Origin of the sequence: Myceligenerans salitolerans (assembly GCF_017349295.1) — a bacterium.
Classification (GTDB): domain Bacteria; phylum Actinomycetota; class Actinomycetes; order Actinomycetales; family Cellulomonadaceae; genus Myceligenerans; species Myceligenerans salitolerans.
In genome coordinates, this window is the sequence record NZ_JAFMPK010000047.1 from 180622 (window position 1) to 198517 (window position 17896).

General features: G+C 73.2%; 16 protein-coding genes. 6 read left to right on the top strand and 10 right to left on the bottom strand.

The window, feature by feature from the left end:
• Positions 1–3 precede the first annotated feature (3 nt).
• From J0911_RS14360 to J0911_RS14395, 8 genes are all read right to left on the bottom strand, one after another.
• On the bottom strand, positions 4–1692 hold the full coding sequence (locus J0911_RS14360) for a YcaO-like family protein (protein ID WP_207276137.1): 1689 nt from the start codon (positions 1690–1692) through the stop codon (positions 4–6).
• Positions 1689–2585, bottom strand: a complete 897-nt coding sequence (locus tag J0911_RS14365) for a lantibiotic dehydratase C-terminal domain-containing protein (RefSeq protein ID WP_207276138.1) — start codon at positions 2583–2585, stop codon at positions 1689–1691. The genes J0911_RS14360 and J0911_RS14365 overlap by 4 nt, the downstream gene beginning before the upstream one ends.
• The gene (locus J0911_RS14370; RefSeq protein WP_207276139.1) at positions 2582–5008 is read right to left on the bottom strand and encodes a hypothetical protein; all 2427 of its coding nucleotides are present in this window, start codon (positions 5006–5008) and stop codon (positions 2582–2584) included. Before J0911_RS14370 ends, J0911_RS14365 begins: the two co-directional genes overlap by 4 nt.
• A gap of 89 nt (positions 5009–5097) precedes the next feature.
• Positions 5098–5319, bottom strand: a complete 222-nt coding sequence (locus J0911_RS14375; RefSeq protein WP_207276140.1) for a hypothetical protein — start codon at positions 5317–5319, stop codon at positions 5098–5100.
• A gap of 229 nt (positions 5320–5548) precedes the next feature.
• A complete protein-coding gene (locus tag J0911_RS14380; protein WP_207276141.1) occupies positions 5549–8380 on the bottom strand; it encodes an AfsR/SARP family transcriptional regulator in 2832 nt (943 codons plus the stop codon).
• Between the two features lie 164 nt (positions 8381–8544).
• The gene (locus J0911_RS14385) at positions 8545–8889 is read right to left on the bottom strand and encodes a hypothetical protein (protein ID WP_207276142.1); all 345 of its coding nucleotides are present in this window, start codon (positions 8887–8889) and stop codon (positions 8545–8547) included.
• 10 nt (positions 8890–8899) lie between these two features.
• Positions 8900–9934: a helix-turn-helix transcriptional regulator gene (locus J0911_RS14390; protein WP_207276143.1), complete on the bottom strand. Its 1035-nt coding sequence runs from the start codon at positions 9932–9934 to the stop codon at positions 8900–8902.
• Positions 9927–11015: a helix-turn-helix transcriptional regulator gene (locus J0911_RS14395; RefSeq protein WP_242636753.1), complete on the bottom strand. Its 1089-nt coding sequence runs from the start codon at positions 11013–11015 to the stop codon at positions 9927–9929. The genes J0911_RS14390 and J0911_RS14395 overlap by 8 nt, the downstream gene beginning before the upstream one ends.
• Positions 11016–11102: 87 nt before the next feature.
• Between J0911_RS14395 and J0911_RS14400 the strand changes: the two genes are divergently transcribed.
• The 6 genes from J0911_RS14400 to J0911_RS14425 are packed head-to-tail and all read left to right on the top strand — an operon-like array spanning position 11103 to position 16353.
• Positions 11103–12347 carry a DUF3866 family protein gene (locus tag J0911_RS14400; protein WP_207276145.1) on the top strand — a complete coding sequence of 415 codons (1245 nt, stop codon included), beginning with the start codon at positions 11103–11105 and terminating at the stop codon, positions 12345–12347.
• Between the two features lie 8 nt (positions 12348–12355).
• Complete coding sequence (locus J0911_RS14405; protein ID WP_207276146.1) at positions 12356–13036, top strand: DUF4129 domain-containing protein; 681 nt, start codon at positions 12356–12358, stop codon at positions 13034–13036.
• On the top strand, positions 13033–13470 hold the full coding sequence (locus J0911_RS14410; protein ID WP_207276147.1) for a hypothetical protein: 438 nt from the start codon (positions 13033–13035) through the stop codon (positions 13468–13470). The genes J0911_RS14405 and J0911_RS14410 overlap by 4 nt, the downstream gene beginning before the upstream one ends.
• Positions 13467–14465, top strand: a complete 999-nt coding sequence (locus J0911_RS14415; RefSeq protein WP_207276148.1) for an AAA family ATPase — start codon at positions 13467–13469, stop codon at positions 14463–14465. The genes J0911_RS14410 and J0911_RS14415 overlap by 4 nt, the downstream gene beginning before the upstream one ends.
• Positions 14462–15805: a DUF58 domain-containing protein gene (locus tag J0911_RS20870; protein WP_207276149.1), complete on the top strand. Its 1344-nt coding sequence runs from the start codon at positions 14462–14464 to the stop codon at positions 15803–15805. Before J0911_RS14415 ends, J0911_RS20870 begins: the two co-directional genes overlap by 4 nt.
• Positions 15802–16353, top strand: a complete 552-nt coding sequence (locus J0911_RS14425) for a hypothetical protein (protein WP_207276150.1) — start codon at positions 15802–15804, stop codon at positions 16351–16353. The genes J0911_RS20870 and J0911_RS14425 overlap by 4 nt, the downstream gene beginning before the upstream one ends.
• Positions 16354–16433: 80 nt before the next feature.
• On the opposite strand, the gene thpD is transcribed toward J0911_RS14425, so the two are convergent.
• Positions 16434–17333, bottom strand: coding sequence for an ectoine hydroxylase (thpD, locus tag J0911_RS14430; protein ID WP_207276151.1), 900 nt, complete (start codon positions 17331–17333; stop codon positions 16434–16436).
• A 65-nt stretch (positions 17334–17398) separates the two neighbouring features.
• Entirely contained in the window at positions 17399–17812 is a 414-nt protein-coding gene (locus tag J0911_RS14435) for an ectoine synthase (RefSeq protein WP_207276152.1), read from the bottom strand.
• Positions 17813–17896 lie beyond the last annotated feature (84 nt).

Consider the following 17896-nt stretch of genomic DNA (forward strand, 5'->3'; position numbering starts at 1 on the left):
CCTTCACGCGATCGGATGCGGGACCAGGGCCCGCTCACGCACGACCGTGTCGTCCCACTCGAAACCGTTCGTGACCGTCCAGCGCCGGATCTCCTCCAGGAAGGCGGTGACGCGGCGGTTCCGCCCGCCGAACGAGGGCGGCACCGTTCCCGGCACCAGGACCTTCGCGCATCGAAGGCCGACCGCCCGGTGCGTGCTGTTGGTGAGGTCGACGGCCAGCACCGTCCGCCCGGCACGCCGCTGCGCCTCGGTGAGCAGCCGGAACCGGTCGGCGCTCGCAGCCGGGGTCGCCCCCGGCACCGACCTGCCGGGTGGCGCGTCGAACCAGAAGTCCCACAACCGCCACAGGCCGGGGTTCCAGAAGTGGGTCTTGCCGTGGTCGGCGACGTCGACGACGTCGACCACCGGGTCGGCGTCGCGCCACCTGTCGCCGTCCCCGGCGGCGATCATTCCCGCACGGACTCCCACGAACTCGGAGATGGCCTTCCTCAGCGCTCCGGCGACGCCCCAGCCGGCGGCACCTCCCAGGTTCGGCCGGCGCCCGAGCCCGTCCCGGCCGACGACGAGCACGCAGTCGAGATGCGGCGTGTCACCGGGCACACGCATCGCCACCACGTCGTCCGCGTCCAGGTCGTGGCACAGCGCCCGCCAGTGCGACCACTCGTCCCGGGACAGCCATCGGGCCGGGTCGAGCCGTTCCGGCGCACGGCCGCTGTACCAGCTCTTGAGGACGGCGTCGCGCTCGTACACCTCGGCCAGGCCGCGATGCATCGCGTCCTCCAGGTCGAGCCCGACGGACATCCCGTTCGAGCTTTCCACGAACAGCCTGCCCTGCCCGGTGTCGGCCCTCGGGTCCCCGTAGTAGACGAGCGAGGCGGGGACGTGGACCGACCGGCCCGTGCCGATCTCCGTGGCCTCGGCCACCCAGACGCGGGTCCCGGCCGTGGGCGCGACGCACGCGGTACCGTCCGGTTCCCCGTAGCTGTCGTACACGCCGAACGCCCGCGGGTCGGCCATGCGTTCGTCGCCGACGTCCAGGTGCGTCAGGCTGTCGTTCCGCGCCGGATGAACGCACGAGATGCGCTCCAGCACCTCCAGCGCGGCCGTGCCGGCCGCGGCCCAGCCCTCGTGGCCGACGCCGGCGCCGTTCATCCCGTCGTCACGTCCACCGCTCAAGGTGGCGACGCACCGGTAGCCCGGCCCCCAGCGCTCGCCCTCGATCGTGGACACCAGCCCGACGTTCTCCGAGACGACGACGCGCAGCAGCGACCTGACGTAGTCCTCGCGCAGGGGTCCCGCGGCGGGGGCCAGGAGGCGGGGAGAGCCGTCGTCGTGCTTCGCGCAGCGTTCGCAGGTCGAGAGCGGAAGCGCGTACTCCACCGCGAGATCCGCCCGGCCCGCGCGGGCGCGGACGATCAGGCCGCGCGCGAGAGCCGTCGCGACGCGCTCCGCGAGTCGCGGCAGCAGAGTCCGCGCGGTCCCGTGGAGCACGTCGCACGCGGGCACGCACGTGTGTCCCGCGCTGCGCTCGCCGTCGCGTCCGCGCACGCGCCGCCGTTCGTAGCACTCCGGGCAGCAGCTCGCGGGTCCTTCGCCGAGGAACCCGATCGCGACGCTGTCACCCTCGCAGACGAACCCCATCTGTCCCCGGAGGCCTTCGGGGACCCCGTCCGTGCGAATCCTGTCCGTCATGGTCCTTGCCCTTCGATGTCGCGGCCGGCCGGGGAGGGTCGCCGATCGCGGGCGGATCGCGCGAGCCTCCACAGCCGTCGTTCCTGCTCGGGCACGATGCCCAACCGGTTGATCGACGTGTGGACCAGGTGGGGCCCGCAGCGCCGGGGTGTGTCCTGCCCGATCTCCCGCACCAGGCTCACGAGGTCCTCCGCGAGCCGCGGGCCGATACGGCGGCCCCATCGCCGCACGGAGATCGCGGTCGCGACGTCGGCCGCGATCCGGCCGGCGGCATCGGCCTGCAGCGGGTTCCAGTCACGGCCCAGGCGCGGTGGAGCCGCCGCCTCCGCGGCGGGCCGCCCGTCGGCACCGGGAGCCCGTCCGACCTCGAGGAGGGCGGTGACGAGGTGGAGCGCCGCCGCGAACCGCCAGCCGTCCGGCGCGTCCCGGCGGGTGCGCAGTTCGCGCGCGATCATCGCGCTCTGGCGGCAGAAGTACGCCTCGCACCGGTCCAAGACCTCACCGGTCCCGTACTTGTCCGTCTCGGCCGTGTACTCGGCCGGCTCGCACGTGTTGGGCCGCCTCAGCGTCTTGATCTCGCTCTCGGGCACGCCTTCCGCCTCGCCGAGCGGGCGGGTCCGCCGCGCGTACGCGTCGGGCGAGGGCCACGGCGATGCGGGTGCCGAGCGCAGGACGTCCCGGAGGGCGCGTTCCACCGACCGGAGCGCTTCGGCGCCGGGCGCTCGGTGGTCGCGGCCTCGGAGCCGGAGCCGTACGTGGGGTCCGCCGTTCCAGTGCCGGATGAAGAAGAATTCCACCTCGGGGTGCCGTTCGAGGGCTTCGCCCGACGCGGTGACCACCGCGTCGAGCTCCGTCGTGAAGACGTGCCGGCAGACCCAGCCCCGGGCGCTCACAGGTCCACCACGTACTCGAGCGCGGGAGCGCCGGGGTCTGCGGGAAGGGCCTCCTGGAACAGGAGGTCGTCGTGCACGCCCCGCAGCCATCGTTCGAACACCACCAGGCTCAGCGGGACGTCGAGGTCCCAGTACTGCGGTTTGGACGTCCCCGCCAGCCACGTTCCCGTCGTGCTGCGGGGGATCAGGCGCACGAACGACCGCGCCGGGATCTCGTGCCGCCGCAGGAACCGGATCATCCGTGCCGCGTACGCCGACCACTGCTCGGTACGGTCGCGGCGTGGTACGGCGGCGCCGTCCACGACCACGCCACGCCGCTCGACGACGACGTGGCCCGCGACGACGCGCGGTACCAGCACCGACTCGGCGTCGCCGGGGCGGAAGTAGCGGCCCACGAGGTCCGCGATCCACGGCCGCGGCGCGGGCACGGTGTCCGAGACGAGCAGCATGAAGCGTTCGATCGCGGGCAGGTGCATCACGTGGATCGCCGAACCGGGTACGACGCGGACGGTCCGTGCGCTGGAGAGCTGGAACAGTTCGAGGCGGCCCGACGGGCCGCGGCGGATGCTCAGGTCACCGAGCGTGATCGAGGTGCCCTCCCGTTCGGGGAACGGGTTCGCGCCCGGTGTGGAGACGAGATGCCCGGCCAGCTGGTCGTGTCCGGCCACGCTCGCGAGATAGCGCGAGTTCAGTTCCGCGACGATGGTGCCGGCGTCCTGCCCGGCGCCACCGGTGGAGCCGGCCGAGCCGAGGGCGAGGGGCTGGAGCGTCCTGCCGGTGCGATGTGCGTGCCGTGCGGAGAGTCGCCCGTGGCCGGGGTAGAGGCCGTTGATCACGACCGTTGCGGACGGCCGGTCGACCTGGACGTAGGCCTCGGCTCCGGCCCGGCCGGCGGGTTCGGTCGGCAGGCGGTCCAGGTCGAGCACGATCTCGTGCGCCGTGCGGGAGAGCGTCGGTGTGTTCACGGGTCCGAGGCTGCGCAGGACGCTGTTGGGCAGCCAGGGCGCCGTGAGCGGCCCGGGGCCGAGGGCGTCGCGCACGGGGTCGTCGCCGCCGGCCGGCCGGCGCGCCTGGCTCAGCACCTCCTGCCATCCGGCCAGGAGCGGCCGGCCGCAGATCCGCTCGGCCAGGCCGGTCCGGGTCAGGACACGGTCGAGGTGCCTTCCGGGCCAGTACTCGCGGCCGGCGTCCAGGATCTTCCGGAGCTGCCCTGCCGCGGTGCGCAGGACGTGCAGGTCGCGGGGGTCCACGGCCGAGGTACCGAACGCGTAGTGATGGCCCTTCGGGCCGGTCTCGCCGGGATCGATCCGGGGGCGCAGCTCGGTGCCGCCCGTGCGTCGTCCGGTGGCGGCCGGCTCGGAGGGGGGCGTGCGTACCGGCAACGACAGGTCGATGCCCTCGGCGGACGCGGCCTCGTCGATCGGGACGAACGCCTCTCGGGACCCCTGCGGGCCGAGCACGGCACGGATGACGTCTCGTTCCCGGCCGGCGACCACGACGATCTCCAGCAGCCCGGCACGCAGGAGCGACCGGGTTTCCTCGTGCGGGAGGTGCCGTCGCCGGCGCGCCCACGGTTCGGCGCGGTGGGCGGCACAGTCGTCGAGGCAGTGTCGCGACGTGTCCCCCAGGGCGGCGGTCCTGAGCCGGTAGCCCTTCGGATCCAGGTAGAGCACGCGGCCGTCGACGACGGTGATGGTGCTGTTGGGTGTCAGGATCACCGTCTCGGGGTGCTGTTCCATCAGCATCTCGGCGTTCCGGACGGCGAGGTTCGTGGCGAGCCATTCCGCACCGTGCTGCACGGGCGGCTCGAACCGGTGGAGGAGCTTGTCACCACGCTCGGCCGGGTGGTGCTCGTGCAGCGCCTCGGTGACCATGAGGAGCGAGATCGGACTGGTCTTGCGCGACGCCCTCATCGCGTAGTTGTAGAGAGCCGACAGCTTCTTGTCGATCGTCTCGCCGGCCCGGGGCGTCCGGATCGGCCGGCGGCGCAGCTCGCGGACGTAGTCCGGCGCGGTCGACGCCAGCGAGAACTGCAGGACGGCCGATTCGTCCAGCAGGTCCACCAGGTGCCGGGCGTCGGCGCCCAGGGCCGCGACGATCTCGGTCTCGATCGTGCGGAGCGCCTGTTCGAAGTCGTCGTGCGCGGTGCCGATCTCACGTGCCAGGGCCGCCAGGTCCGACGGCGTGCCGGGTGAGGACGCGAGGTCCCTGATCCAGCGCAGCCGGCGCCGTCGCAGCGCACGGCGCAGCTTCAGGGCGGACCGTGCGGCGTCGTCGTTTCCGGCGACGCGCCGCTCGAGGATCGTGTCGATCCGCCTGACCGACCGCTCCAGTGCGTCCGTCGCCTCCCGGACGCCCGACAGGGACCCGCCGAACCTCGGCGGGGACAGCGCGGCCCTTCTGGCCGCGAGCAGATCTGGCATGTCATCGCTCCCGATGGTGTGCGCACGTGGCGGGCAGGCGGGCCCACCCTCCCGGCGAGCAGGTCTTCGCTGGCGGGCCCGCCCTTCCTCTACCAGCCGGTCGGGCCGCCGCCGGTGGGCTCGTAGCACGCACCGCTGCCACAGCCGCAGATGTTGCTGCTGGAGGTCACGTAGGTGGTGGCGACGGTTGATGCGCCGCCCTCGGCCACCTCGAACTCCATGCTGAGAGGCTCGAGTGCGAACGCGGCGTCGATCGCGTTGCCGCTCTCGAAGGCGTCGACCGCGTCGCCTTTCTGGAAGCTGTCGGACATTTCAGGTTCACCTCCACTCTTGTCGCGTCGGCAACCCGTGGCCGGTCGGCCACGTCGTCTCGCGTGGGCACGGTGTGCTCACCGGGACGAGTGCGGAGGGAGCCCGGGGTCCTGACGGGTTCCGGGCGACCTCCGCAGTGGTTGCGGGAGCAACATTCGCAGGAGCGGTGTGAGGGTTTCTTGGGTGGACCTTGAGCTCAGCGGGGCGGGCGGGGTGCGGGGGCCGTCCTCACGGCGTCGCGCGAAGCCTGGCCTGTGTGGTCGTCACCCGGTCCGTGCGGTGCTGTGCACGGTAGAGCGCGAGGGCTGCCTTCCAGGCGGTGCGGGCGCTGTCGTGGTCGCCGAGAGCCGCATGGGCCTCGGCCAGGCCGCTGAGGGTGTTCGCCTCCTCGTACGTGTCCTTCATCGCCTGGTGCACCCGGAGTGCCTCGCGGTAGTGGTCGACGGCGGCGGCGTGGTCGCCGGCACGGGTGGCGACGTAGCCGAGGCTGTCCAGACTGGCCGCCTCGCCGGCCGTGTATCCCAGGGCACGCGAGGAGTCCAGGGCCGCCTGGCAGTGGTGGCGCGCCGTCGCGTACTGCCCGAACCGGGCCAGGCACCAGCCGAGGTTGTTCAGGGCCGCCGCTTCCCATTGCCGTTCCCCGGCGCTCCGGAAGAGTTCCAGTGCCCGCTGCGCGTGCTGCAGGGTCGCGTCCTCGTCCTGTGCGAGGAGCGAGGCGAGGGTGAGGACCTCGTGCGAGTGCGCCAGGTTGACGTGGTCGCCCGTCGCCTCGAAGTGGTGGACGGCGGCGGCGAGGTGGTCGAGCGGCTCCTGGCCGGGGCGCCCGGCCAGCAGCAGCGCGTAGGCCAGCCGGCGGCGCATCAGCGCGGTCAGCGTGCCGGCGTCGGCGTCCCGCATCCTGGTCGCGGCGTCGAGCCCGGCGCGGCCGAGCCCGAGGAAGTCGTCGACGTGGCCGCAGCGCCGGAAGTACAGGTGGCCGTCCCAGCACAGCCGCCAGACTTCTCTGTGCAGTCCCCTGTCGGCGGCGAGGCGTACGGCGGCGGGGATCCAGGCTCGTTCGGTGGTGAACCACTCGAGCGCCGCGGCCTCGTCGGTCAGCGCAAGGGCATGCGGCTGGTGCCCGGGTGTGCCGGCCTCGGCGACCGACGAGGGCACCTCGTACGGTCCGAGGAGGCGATGGGCGACGGCGGAGGTCTGGACGTAGAAGCCGATGAGGTCGCGCAGGGCGTCGTGGCGCTCTGGGGCGGGGATCTCCGCCTGGGCACGCTCCCGTGCGTGCAGGCGCACCAGGTCGTGCAGTTCGTGCCTGCCGGGTGCGGGCTGGTGGACGAGGTGCGCCGATTCCAGTCGGCGCAGGAGCGCGCAGGTGCGGGCCACGGTGAGGCCGGCGAGGGCGGCTGTCGCCGGTAGGCCGATGTCCTGGCCGGGCGCGAGGCTGAGCAGCCCGAGCAGCCGTGCCGCGGCCGCGGGCAGTGCCTGGTGCGAGGCGTCCAGCACGCTGCGCAGTGAGGTGTCCAGCTCGCCGGTGTCCAGGGCGTCGAGTCTGGTCTCTCCCTCCAGGAGCCTGGACGCGATCGTGGACAGGGGCAGGTGCGGGCTACCGGCTGCTCCTGCCGCGGCGATGGCCAGCGCCAGGGGCAGCCGGCCGCAACCGGTGACGATGGCTTCGACCGCGTGCGGCTCTGCCGCGGTCCGGTCCTCCCCGAGGCGGGCGGCGAGCAGTTGGCGTGCGTCGGCCGAGGTGAGCGGGCCCAGGGTGAGGGACTGGGCTCCTTCGGTGGCCACGAGCCCGCTGAGCCGGTCGCGGCTGGTGATCAGTACGACGCAGGAGGAGTCCCCGGGCATGAGGGGGCGTACCTGCTCGGCGTCGCGCGCGTTGTCCAGCAGGAGGAGCATCCGTTTGCCGGCGAGGAGGCTGCGGTACAGGCCGGCCTGCGCCTCGGCGCTGGTGGGGATGGCCTTGGCGTCCATCCCGAGGGCGATGAGGAAGTCGTGGACGACGGTCCGCGGGCTCGCGGCCGGCGTGCTCGGAGAGAATCCGTGCAGGTTGACGTAGAGCTGGCCGTCGGGGAACCGGGCGAGGTTGTCGTGTGCCCATCGCAGGGCGAGAGAGGTCTTGCCGACGCCGCCGAGCCCGCAGACCACGGCGACCGACGCGGTGTCGGGGGCGTGCAGGGTGTCGAGCACGGCACGCTCGTTCTCGCGTCCCGTGAGGTGTCGGGGCCGGGCCGGGAGCTGGCTCGGCAACGGCAGCGTCGGGCTCTGCGGCGGGTCCGGCCGTGGGTGGGTCGTGCCGGGTTCCGGGGAGGGCGCCTCCAGGCCCGGGTCGGCGTCGAGGATCCTGAGGTGGAGGTCTTTCAGCTCCGGTCCGGGGTCGGTGCCCATCTCCTCGGACAGCGTCCTGCGGGTGCGGTCGTACTGCTCCAGTGCCTGAGCGGTGCGTCCCTCGCGGTACAGGGTGAGCATGAGCTGGGCGACGACCCGCTCGTCGAGCGGGTGCAGCCGGGCGAGCGAGATCAGCTCGCCGAGGCGTTCGGCCTGCCTTCCCTGTCGTAGCAGCAGGTCGTTGCGGTCCAGCTGGGCACGGAGCCGGTCGAGGTGCCAGCTGTGCCTGACCTCGTCGACCCAGGGGCTGTCCAGCCCGCCGAGGGCGTCGGCCCGCCACAGGTCGATTCCTTCCTGCAACAGGGTGAGCGCCACCTCCTCGCGGGCCGCGGCGCGTGCCAGGCCGGCCAGTTCGCGGAACCGGTGGAGGTCCACCTGCGCCGCGTCGCGGCCGAGGGTGAGCACGTAGCCGCCCGCACGCCGGTCGACCTGCGCGTCGTCACCGGCGGCGGACAGCGCCGTGCGCAGCCGGGAGACGTAGCTGTACAGCGACGACCGGGCGCCGGGCGGCGGGTCCTGGCCCCACACCCGGGTGATGAGCTGCTCGACCGGGACCGGACGGCCGGCGTCGGCCAGCAGCGCCGCGAAGACGGTCTGCTGCCGTGCGTGCCCGAGATCGACGTCCTGACCGTCGATCCGTGCCTCGACGTCCCCGAGCACGCGGATCTCGATCATCACCACCACCCCCTGGTCCGGGACGACAACGGAAACGGCCGGGCACATGCGGTGACCTGGCACGACGGCGCCGTGCTGCGGCGGCGACCCCAGGCGTGCGAGAGTACCGTGCGCGGCGGGACGGGGGGAACTCGCGGGCCCGGCGGCGCGATGCCCGGCGGGCGTCAGTCGTTGAAGCGGGTCCAGCGTTCCCAGGTGCGTTCGTGGCGCAGCCGGCGGGCCGCCCTGCGGGCGGCGCGGGCCTCCCGCAGGGCGGTCAGGCGCGCGTAGTGGGTGGTGAGGTCGTCGGCGAACATGCTGGGCCGACGTGGTGCGGGAGGCTGCCCGGGTGCGGCGTTCAGGGCGGCGTCGAGCCGGATCATCGCGGGGCCGTGCCGGTCCTCGGCACGTTCCAGCTCGGCCATCAGGGCACGAAAGGTGCGCCAGAGCCACCGTCCGAGCAGGATCGCGCCCACGACGGTCGCGATCACGAGCACGGCCCACAGCGTCACCCAGAACCAGACGGACATGACGAGAACCCTATGCTCTGTCACCGTCCGGCGCCGGGTCCGGTGCCGCACGATGTGGGTCGCTCGGTCCGGCGGGCACGTAGCCGGCGTGCTCGTAGGCGGCCAGGGCGTCGCGGGCGGCGGCGCGCACGTCCGCGGCGAGCTCCGCGGGCCGCACCGACCGCACGTGGGAGGGCATCTCCAGCAGGATGCGGCGCAGCCAGTCGGGATTGGTGACGTGGAGGGTGACCTCGAAGTCCCCGCCGGGCAGGTTGGTGACGGTCTCGACGGGCACCTCCTCGGCGAACCAGCGGGCCGAGGACGCCAGCACCAGCGTCGCCAGCGGCGCCTCCGCCGCCGACACGCCCGACAGGTCGACCTCGCCGACGTCGGGATGCTCCGCCACGGACGCCTCCAGGACGGTGGCGGCGAGGATGCGGTCCACGCGGAAGGTGCGCGGCCCGCCCGCGCGGTAGCACCAGGACGCCAGGTAGGAGTGGTCTCCGGCCGTGTGCAGACGTACCGGGTCGATCTCCCGTTCACTCGTGGCGTCCGCCCCGGACACGTACCGGATCCGCAGCCGGCGCCCGGCGCGCAGCGCCGCGGTCAGCGTGGCCACCACCTGCGGGTCACCCCCCGCGGCGAGCCGCACGTCCAGCGCGTCCGCCGCCTCCCCGGTCGCGTCGGTGAGCTTCCTCAGCGCCGACTCCACCAGCTCCGACTGCGCCGGATCCGTGGCCACGGCGTCCAGCTCCCGCATCGCACGCAGCGCCGCGACCAGCGCCACCGCCTCGCTCGGCCCCAGGCGCAGCGGCCGGGTCATGCCCCGCGACTCCGTCAGCCGCACCACGCCCGACTCGATCGACTGCGCGTCGAAGTCGATCAGGTCGTCCGGCCAGTACCCCGGCGTGCCCGACACCCACAACGCGTCCACGTCGGCGTGGATCTGCGCCGGGCTCACCCCGAACCGTGCGGCCAGCTCCGCGACCGGCACCGGACCCGCCCCGTCGAGATAGGCCACCATCCCCAGCAGGCGTACCAGCCGGTCGTCAGCGCGCTCAGCCACGCTCGCCCCCCTCCGCGATCGATGCCCCGTCCTGCTGCGGGCCCACGACGGTCCCGGCGGCCAGCCGCAGCCGGCGCAGCACCTCCTGGCGCAGTTCGGGCGGCTCCAGCACGAGCACGGCGGCACCGTAACCGGCCAGGTGCGCACCCATGCCGTAGATGCTGCGGAACGGCACCTCCACGAGATCACGCGGGTCGTCCCGCGAGAAGGCCCCGGCCGCGCCCGCACCGTCGTCGTCGGCCGCACCCCCGCGGGAGGAAAGGTCCACCGGCCGCAGCGGCTCGTCGACCTGCTTGCCCCGGGTACGCAGCTCCGCCGCACGCTCCGGCCGGATCGCCAGCAACGCCGTCCGCATCGGCACCTCACGTCCCGACCGGCCCAGCATCCGATCCGTGTCCAGCCCCGGCGGCACCTCGAACGCCCCCGCAGGACCCGACAACCGCACCCGCCCCTCGATCCTCGACAACCGGAACACCCGCGGCGCGTCCCGCTCCAGATCATGACACAGCAGATACCAGCCACCACCCCGCGCCGCGATCCGCCACGGCCACACCCTGCGCGGACGCACCTGACCATCCGACGCCGCCCGATACCGGAACGACGCCGCCCTGCGCTGCGACACACCCTCCAGCAGCGGCCCGTACGCCTCACCCACGGCACGCACCCGCGGCGCCAGCCCCGCCAGCACGTCCCCCGCCGACGAACCCCCCACCCCCGCGTCCAGCGGCGCACCCGCCGCACGCAGCTTCACCAGCGCCCGCGCCATGTCCGTACGCAACGCCTTGTCCGCCCAGAACTGCGCCGCCAACGACAGCACCCCCAGCTCCGCCGGCGTCAGATCGATCTGCCCCAGCGCATACGCCTCCGGATCGATCCGATACCCCACCTCGTCCGTGTGACCCCCCAGCCCCACCGTCGACACAGGAATCCCCAACGACCGCAACGTGTCCTTGTCCCGCTCGAACATCCGGAAGAACGCCTCGTCACTCGACGCGTCCCCATAACCCGCCACCGCGGCACGCACCTGGGTACGAGTCATCGCCACGTCGGTGTTCACCAGCGCGATCACAAGATTCAACATGCGCTCAGCAGGATTCAGCGAAGGAGTCACGGTACTCACGGGGGTAGCAGTCGAAGGGGACATCGGGACAACGGTAGCCTCGCATCCGTGATCACGTGGCGAATCGGCACAGTTCTGTCCACAGGCAAACGCTGGCGCGGTGCCACCGAACTCACCATCACCCTGGACAGACCCCTCACCCTCACACCCCACGACCCCGCCACCCCGACCCGACCCGTCCACGAGGTCCGCGCCCTCGCCTACACCCACCTCGTCGGCAACCCCGAACCCGGCGACGCCCTCCTCGTCAACGTCACCGCCCTCGCCCGCGGCCTCGGCACCGGCGGCTACGCCCTCGTCATCGGCCCCGCCAGCCGCCTCGGCGAACCCCTCACCGACCTCCCCGCCGACCCGCCACCCGGACCCGGCCACCTCGTCAAGGCCCGCTACACCCCCCTGCAGACCATGGTCCTCGGCGTCGACGAACAAGAATCACCCCACCACGACCTCCTCCGCGACGCCGACACCCTCCACGACATGCCCGTCGTCGTCGCCGACCTCCACTCCGCCCTCCCCGCCATCATCGCCGGCGCCCGCCACGCCGCCGCCCTCGCCCACCAGCCCCCACCCCGCATCGCCTACATCATGACCGACGGCGGCGCCCTCCCCGCCGCCTTCTCCCGCACCGTCGCCGCCCTCCGCGAAGCCCAATGGCTCGACACCTGCATCACCGCCGGCCAGGCCTACGGCGGCGACCTCGAGTCCGCCACCATCCACACCGGCCTCCTCGCCGCACACCACGTCAGCCACGCCGACCTCGCCGTCGTCGTCCAAGGACCCGGCAACCTCGGCACCGGCACCCGATGGGGATACTCCGGCGTCGCCGCCGGCGAAGCCGTCAACGCCACCGCCACCCTCCACGGCCGACCCGTCGCCTCCCTCCGCGTCTCCGGCGCCGACCCCCGCCCCCGCCACCGCGGCATCTCCCACCACTCCCTCACCGCCTACGCACGCGTGGCGCTCGCGGCCGCCGACATCCCCGTCCCGGTGCCGTCACCGCCGGTGGAGGCGATGCCGGGCTGGGGCGCAGCCCTCACCGAACGGCTCCGCGCCCAGGCCGGCGGCCTCGGCCCCAGCCCCGCCGCCCCGGCCGCCGCCCCGGCCGACGTGCCGGCCACCCCGCACCGGCTGGTGGACGTGACAGCCGACGAGGCCCTGGTCGAGACACTGCGCACCTCCCCGGCCGGGCTGCGCACCATGGGTCGCGGCCTGGACGAGGACCCGGCGTCGTTCGTCACGGCGGCCGTCGCCGGCGTCCACGCCCACTCGCTGATCACCCGCCCGACCGCATGACCCGTCCGGTGACGGCCACCGTGCTCCTGGCCATGGTGGTGCTCGCCGCAGCCGCCACCACCCCGTGGACGGCATCCACACCCGAACTGCCCGCGATCCTCCCGAGCAACCCCGCCCGGTTCCCCAGCGCACCCGCACAGCCGACCACGGCCGCGACCGCGCCGCCCACCGACGTGCTCGACGACACGTCCCGCGACATCCTCGCGATCGTCGCCATCATCCTGCTCGTAGCACTGCTCGCGTGGATCGGCGTCGCACTCGGCCGGCGCCTGCAGGACCGGTACGCGCCCGAGCCCGAAACCCCCCGCACGACCACCACCGGCGAGCCCGCCGTCACCGCCGCCCCCGACGTCGTCACCGCACAACTGAAGGACCGCGTCCAACAGGCGCTCACGGCCGTCGACCAGGCCCGCGCGGTGCCACGCGACGCCGTCGTCGCCGCCTGGGTCGCGCTCGAGGACGCCGCAGCCGCGCACGGCACCACCCGCGACCCCGCCCACACCCCCACCGAGTTCACCACCGCCGTCCTGGCGGCCACCCCGGCACCCGCCGCCGACATCGCCACCCTGCGCGGCCTCTACCAGCGCGCCCGCTTCACCAGCCACCCCGTCACCGACGACGACGTCACCACCGCGCGGCGCGCACTCTCCGGTATCGCCCACGCACTCGACCCGGCAGGCACGCCATGACACGACCCGGCACCATCACCGCCGCCGTGCTCCTCGTGGCGCTCGCCACGGCCGCCGCGTACACGGGCATGCTGCCGTGGACCCACGCCCTGGCGGGCGCGATCGTCCTCACCGTGCTCATCGGGATCTACCGCGGCAGCGACACCACCGTCGAGGACCCGGACTGGCACCACCGCCGCGAGGAGGCCCGCGCCGGAGGCCGGCACGAGGTGTCGGACCTGGGCTGGTCGATGCTCGGCACCGACGGGCGCGTCAAGGAGCAGGTCGCCCGCCGCGTCCGGGACCTCGCCCGCGCACGCCTGCGCCGCGCCGGCCACGACACCACCCGCCTCGGCGTCGACCTGCGTGGGCGACCCACCGTCCGCACACTGGCGACCTGGCTCGACGCCATCGAACGCATCCCCGACACCCCCGAGAGAGGCCCGCACGCATGACCGACCCGAACACCCCGGCCCCCGCCCGCCCCCTGCCCCCGGCGGAGGTCGCCGCCCTCGCCGCACGGGTGCTGGACGAGGTCCGCACGGCCGTGGTCGGCATGAACGAGACCCTGCCCATCGCACTGGCCACCGTCCTCGCCGGCGGGCACGTCCTGTTCGAGGACGTGCCCGGACTCGGCAAGACCCTCGCCGCCCGCTCCCTCGCCGGAGCGCTCGGCCTCGACTTCGCCCGCCTCCAGTGCACCCCCGACCTGCTGCCCAGCGACATCACCGGCTCCTCGGTCTTCGACCCCGCCACCCGCACCTTCGAGTTCCGGCCCGGACCCGTCTTCACCGGCCTGCTGCTCGCCGACGAGATCAACCGCACCGCGCCCAAGACCCAGTCCGCCCTCCTGGAGGCCATGGCCGAACGCCAGGTCTCCGTCGAAGGCACCAGCCACCCCCTGCCCTCCCCCTTCCACGTCCTCGCCACCTCCAACCCCGTCGAGTACGAAGGCACCTACCCCCTGCCCGAGGCACAGCTCGACCGGTTCATGGTCCGGCTCGCCATCGGATACCCCGACCCCGGGCAGGAGACCACCATCGTCCGCAACCGGCTCGCCCGCCGCGCCGAAGCCGCCCCCGTCACCCGCGTCACCGACCCCGCCACCGTCCTCGCCATGCAAGCCGGCATCGCGACCGTCGAGGTCGACCCCGACATCGTCCGCTACTGCGTCGACCTCGTCACCGCCACCCGCACCCACCACGCCCTCGAGGTCGGCGCCTCCCCCCGCGGATCGGCCAACCTCGTCCTCGTCGCCCGCGCCCTCGCCGTCATCGAAGGCCGCGACCACGTCCTGCCCGAGGACGTCAAACACGTCGCCGTCCCCGTCCTCGCCCACCGCCTCACCCTCACCCCCGACGCCTGGGCCCAGGCCACCCGACCCGAGAACGTCGTCACCAGCCTCCTGAACACCGTCCCCACCCCCACCACCGTCCGGACCGGACCATGACCACCCCCACCACCGACCGCCCACCCGCCTGGACCCCCACCACCACACGCCACGCCGCAACCGCCACCGGCCTCGTGCTCCTCGCCGCCGCCGTCCTCACCGGCCGACCCGACCTCGCACTCCTCGCCGCCCCCATCCTCCTCACCACCCTCTGGTCCGCCACCCCACCCACCCGCCCCACCACCGCACACCTGCACCAACCCGCCGGCGAGACCCACGCCGGCCAACTCACCGCCACCCTCACCCTCCACCCCGCCCCCACCGCACCCCTCACCCACCTGCGCATCACCGCCCCCGGCCACCGCGACACCCACACCGTGATCGCCACCCCCACCACCCGCGAGATCCCCCTGCGCCTCGCCTCCGTCCGCACCGGACCCCAGGACACCTTCCACATCGCCCTACGCGCCTACGACACCAGCGGCGTCTGGGAACAACCCCCCACCGACCTGCACGGCGCCCGCCGCCTCGTCCTGCCCGCCACCACCCCCCTCGGCCCCGTCCCCCTGCCCCACGCCCTGCGCGGACTCACCGGACCCCACACCTCCCGCCGCCTCGGCGACGGCACCGAACTCCGCGACATCCACCCCTTCCAGCCCGGCGACAACCCCCGCCGCATCGACTGGCGCACCACCGCACGCCGCTCACCCGACCTCACCACCCCCTACACCCGACGCACCCTCGCCACCGCCGAAGCCACCGCCATGCTCGTCCTCGACTCCCGCGACGACGTCGGACCCGACATCCGCACCTGGCGCAACCACGGCACCCGCCGCCCCGACGACCCCACCTCCCTCGACCTCGCCCGCCACGCCGCCGCCTCCATCGCCCGCCAACTCATCGAATCCGGCGACCGCGTCGCCATGGAGGACCTCGGCCGACGACGACGCCCCGTACCCCCCGCCTCCGGCCGCCGCCACCTGCGCCGCCTCACCCACGCCCTCGCCCTCGCCCACCCCCTCGACGACCGCGCCACCAGCCACACCATCCGCCCACCCCAGATCCCCTCCGGCGCCATCGTCTACCTGTTCACCACCCTCCTCGACGACGACACCACCCGACTCGTCCGAGCCTGGCGAACCCTCGCCCACCCCGTCGTCGTCATCGACACCCTCCCCACCCTCCACCCCATCCACCAACCCCACCTCCGCCTCGCCTGGCGCATCACCCGCCTCGAACGCGACCAACGCATCACCGACCTGCACCACACCGGCACCCCCGTCATCCACTGGGCAACCCACACCCACGAACCCCCACCCCGCACCCACCTCCAAGCCCTCGCCCGCCGAACCCACCACCACCCCTCACCCACCCCCCGCACGACACGGACCCCCCGATGAACCCCCTGCGCCGGTTCAACCTCCGCGACCAACCACTCCCCACGATCACCACCACCACCGGACCCACCATCCCGGGCTGGACCTTCCCCCTCGTCCAAACCCTCACCGCCACCACCCTCCTCACCACGACCGCCCCCACCACCTGGCACACCCACCCCCTCTTCCTCACCATCCTCGCCACCCTCACCGCCCTCGTCCTCCTGCGCCCCACCCCCGCCACCGCCGGCCTCCTCCTCACCGCCACCGGCGCACTGCTCTGGACCACAGGCACCGCACCCCTCGACCCCCGCATCCTCTGGCTCGCACCCCTCGCCCACACACTCTGGCGCGCCACCTGGTGGGCCGCCCACGTCCCACCCACCGCCCGCACCGAGATCACCGCACTCCTCACCGGATGGCGACGCACCGCAGCCGCCATCGGCACGACAGAACTCCTGGCGCTCGCCGCCTGGGCCGTCACCACCCTGCCCGGACTCGAGGCGGCGATCCTGCTCGGCGCCCTCGCGCTCGCGGCACTGGCGGTGCTGACGCTGCCCCGCGAACCGTGACGGGCCCGTGGACGCCGAACGGTCCCTGACCCACGGCGGGGACCGCGGGGCAGGGACCGGTGGACCGGGGCCGGGAACCGTCAGGGCACGGGAGTGAAGTCCCTCGCGCCGAGGAACCCCGGGCGGCGCGCCCGGCCGGTGAAGGGCTCGACGGGCTCGTTCTCGACCGAGTTGTACACGAAGTAGAGCGTATTGCTCGGGTAGGGCGAGATGTTGCCGCCCGAGCCGTGCATGCTGTTGCAGTCGAACAGCACGGCGCTGCCCGGCTGCCCCTCCAGCACCTCGATCCCGTGCCGGTCGGCGAGCTGAGCCAGCGCCGCCGGGCTCGGCGTGCCCGAGCCGTGCATGTCCAGCAGCGCCTTCTCCTGCTGGGTGGGCACGATGTCGCCGCACGACACGTACGTCGTGTGGGAACCCGGCATGATCATGAGCGGGCTGTTGAACGAGTGGAACTCGCTGAGCGCGATCGTGAAGCTGACCGCGCGCATGCGGGGCATCCCGTCCTCGGCGTGCCAGGTCTCGAAGTCCGAGTGCCAGTACACGTCACCACCCGTCAGGCCGGGCTTGGAGTTGGCTCCGCTCTGGTGGATGTACACGTCCGTACCGAGGATCTGGCGGGCCCGGTCCACCAGACGCGGGTCGTGTGCGACGGCGCGGAACACGTCACTGGTGCGGTGCACCCCGAAGATGGACCGGACCTCCCCGGACGCGGGTTCCACGATCGTGCTGTCCTGCTCGAGGACGTGCGGGTCGGTGGCCATGCGCTCCAGTTCGACGCCGAGAGCGGTCACCTCCGAGGGAGTCAGGAAGTCGGCGAACGTGAGGTAGCCGTTCTCGGCGAAGCCCTCCAGCTCGTCGCCGTCCAGCGGCCCGTCGTCGGCCGTGCCGTGCACCACGAAGTCTTCCCGTGGCATCAGGAGGAACTCACCCCCCGTCCGCGTCGGATAGACGTCAGCGACGTGCTCGCTCGACTGGGTCATGTGCGTGTTCCTCCTGGACTGGAATGGGACCAGCGGTCACCGTGCTCGCCGGAGCGCGGCACGTCTCAGGCTCCGGGTGCCGGCTCGTCCTCGACGATCAGGGGGTAGACGCCGTTCTCGTCGTGCACCTCGCGGCCGGTCACCGGCGGGTTGAACACACACGCCATGCGCAGGTCCGTCTTCGCGCGAACCGTGTGCTTCTCGTTGCCGTCGAGCAGGTAGCACATGCCGTCGCGGATCGGGTGGACCTCGCCCGTCTCGCGGTTGACGAGCTCGCCCTCACCGCCGACGCAGTACACCGACTCGATGTGGTTGGCGTACCAGAAGTCGCTCTCCGTGCCGGCGTAGAGGATCGTCTCGTGGAAGGAGAAGCCGACGCCCTCCTTGGCCAGGACGATACGGCGGCTGCGCCAGTTGCCGTTCTCCGGGGTGACGTCACGGTCGGTTCCGTCGAGGTCCTCGACGTAGGTGATCTTCACGGCTGGTGCTCTCGTTTCTGCGGTCGGGGCGGGGCCCGTACGGCCCCGCCGAAAGGGGGTGCTCTGCCGGGACGACGACGGACC

Bases quoted from the DNA above. Each gene is read 5' to 3' on its own strand.
- J0911_RS14425 (WP_207276150.1), top strand. From the start codon at position 15,802: ATGAACCCCCTGCGCCGGTTCAACCTCCGCGACCAACCACTCCCCACG.
- J0911_RS14360 (WP_207276137.1), bottom strand. From the start codon at position 1,692: ATGACGGACAGGATTCGCACGGACGGGGTCCCCGAAGGCCTCCGGGGA.
- J0911_RS14375 (WP_207276140.1), bottom strand. From the start codon at position 5,319: ATGTCCGACAGCTTCCAGAAAGGCGACGCGGTCGACGCCTTCGAGAGC.
- J0911_RS14410 (WP_207276147.1), top strand. From the start codon at position 13,033: ATGACACGACCCGGCACCATCACCGCCGCCGTGCTCCTCGTGGCGCTC.
- J0911_RS14385 (WP_207276142.1), bottom strand. From the start codon at position 8,889: ATGTCCGTCTGGTTCTGGGTGACGCTGTGGGCCGTGCTCGTGATCGCG.
- thpD (WP_207276151.1), bottom strand. From the start codon at position 17,333: ATGACCCAGTCGAGCGAGCACGTCGCTGACGTCTATCCGACGCGGACG.
- J0911_RS14415 (WP_207276148.1), top strand. From the start codon at position 13,467: ATGACCGACCCGAACACCCCGGCCCCCGCCCGCCCCCTGCCCCCGGCG.
- J0911_RS14380 (WP_207276141.1), bottom strand. From the start codon at position 8,380: ATGATCGAGATCCGCGTGCTCGGGGACGTCGAGGCACGGATCGACGGT.
- J0911_RS14395 (WP_242636753.1), bottom strand. From the start codon at position 11,015: ATGTTGAATCTTGTGATCGCGCTGGTGAACACCGACGTGGCGATGACT.
- J0911_RS14370 (WP_207276139.1), bottom strand. From the start codon at position 5,008: ATGCCAGATCTGCTCGCGGCCAGAAGGGCCGCGCTGTCCCCGCCGAGG.
- J0911_RS20870 (WP_207276149.1), top strand. From the start codon at position 14,462: ATGACCACCCCCACCACCGACCGCCCACCCGCCTGGACCCCCACCACC.